Genomic DNA, 1,949 nt, shown 5'->3' with positions numbered 1-1,949 from the left:
CAGGCAGTGCGGCCAAGCAAGGTCGTCATATATAGCGGGTGGGATTCCCGTCGAGTAAGAGTTAGCCACTCACTCGTAGCGAGTCTTGGAGGTATTTGGTAACAAGTATCTTTAAGCGTAGACAGTTAAATTGTGGGCCGAAAGCCAATTGAGGTTGAAGGGAAAATAGCTCCGAAATACCAAAATGAGAAGGCTGATGTGGTTGCCTGTACAGAAAGCAACATTCTTTTCTTCGAAATGGCGAGAAGAAAGAACTTCTCCGGAGTCGAGGACCTCGGCACGCAAGATATCGATATATGACGGCAACTTGGGAGATCCTAGGGGTCTTTTCATTTACGATGAAGAGTATGGTGTACAAGTGATAATAAAGCGAGGAAACCAAATGCCCATTAGGAAGTCGGATAACAGCGTAGTACCAATGAAGTTGGGTAATGCCGATGGAGGAAAGGCTGTTACTTAAAATCGCCCTTGAAAGGGAAACATTATCTACACACGGAGGTAGAAGAAATAATGGAAACAAAACTTGAGAGGATAGCAGAATTAGCGAAGGCTCATCCTGAAATGAAATTCACATCATTAGCACATCTACTAAACAAAGACATGTTAAAGATGTGTCACTATGAGTTAGCGGGTAAGAAAGCTACAGGAATTAAGGGAACTACAAAGGAAGAATACGCACAGAACTTGGATGAAAACCTCGAAAATTTACTAGAAAGAATGAAGAGGAAAAGTTATCGTCCAGTACCAGTAAGACGGGCGTATATTCCAAAAGTGGGAACAACGAAGAAAAGACCACTTGGTATTCCAGAATATGAGGACAAGATTGTTCAGAAAGGTCTAGCTAAAATACTAAACTCGATTTATGAACAAGATTTTCTTGATTCTTCGTTTGGTTTTCGTCCTAATCGTAGTTGTCATGACGCTTTGAAGATTCTAAATGTCTACATTGAAAGAAGATATACAAACTACATCGTAGATGTAGATATCAAAGGTTTCTTCGACCATGTTGACCATAAATGGATGATGGAATTTCTAAAACACCGAATTAACGACCCGAGCTTATTAAGAATGATTGCAAGATTCTTAAAAGGTGGGTATATGGAGGAAGGGAAATACTTCAAAACAGATGAAGGAACTCCTCAGGGTGGTATCGTTTCTCCAATTCTAGCAAACATTTATCTTCATTATGTACTAGATTTATGGTTTGAAAAGCTAGTTAAGAAGAAGTGTAGGGGACAAGCTTACATGGTGAGATATGCAGATGACTTTGTGTGTTGTTTTCAATACAAAGACGATTCATATCACTTTTATGAGGCATTGAAACAACGACTAGCTAAGTTTGGTCTTGAAATGGCTACAGACAAATCGAAAATCATCCCATTTGGGAGGTACGCAATGGAGAATTGCAGAAAAGAGGGAGCAAAGAAACCACCTACTTTTGATTTTCTGGGCTTTACTCATTATTGTGGGAAAAGTCAAGCGGGTTATTTCAGAGTGAAAAGAAAGACAAGTCGAAAGAAAATGAGTGGTAAGCTAAAGGAATGTAAAGAATGGCTGAAAGCCAACAGACACCTTGATATAGAAACTATAATGGCGAAGTTACGACGGTCATTAACGGGTTACTACAACTACTACTGTATAACAGACAATACTCCAACCGTTGATACCTTTCGCGATAAAATCAGAGGCTTTATTTTCAAATGGTTAAATCGCAGAAGTCAGAAACGCTCATTTAACTGGGAAAAGTTTGTCCTATTCTTTAAGAAATATCCTCTTCCTCGACCAACGGTGAAAGTCAGTATCTATGACCTTAGAGATGAGATTAGTTATATTCTGTAATGATGATAAGAGGAGCCGTGTGCGTTAGTTGCGCAAGCACGGTTCTGGGAGGAGTAAGCCCACAATCTAATGACTCAGAGCAAATAGAAAGGGGCTTATTTACTCGACCC

Annotated in this window: 1 protein-coding gene; it reads left to right on the top strand. The window is 39.8% G+C overall.

Annotation, left to right across the window (positions count from 1 at the left end; genetic code table 11):
• The first annotated feature begins 510 nt into the window (after window positions 1–510).
• Window positions 511–1,839 carry a group II intron reverse transcriptase/maturase gene (gene ltrA / locus JCM9140_RS21830; protein WP_034751773.1) on the top strand — a complete coding sequence of 443 codons (1,329 nt, stop codon included), beginning with the start codon at window positions 511–513 and terminating at the stop codon, window positions 1,837–1,839.
• Window positions 1,840–1,949 lie beyond the last annotated feature (110 nt).

Origin of the sequence: Halalkalibacter wakoensis JCM 9140 (assembly GCF_000513095.1) — a bacterium.
Classification (GTDB): Bacteria; Bacillota; Bacilli; order Bacillales; family Bacillaceae_D; genus Halalkalibacter; species Halalkalibacter wakoensis.
This window is presented reverse-complemented; position numbering and strand designations above follow the sequence as displayed.

What these genes read in the sequence shown, in the direction of transcription:
- ltrA (WP_034751773.1), top strand. Translation starts at nt 511, where the DNA reads ATGGAAACAAAACTTGAGAGGATAGCAGAATTAGCGAAGGCTCATCCT.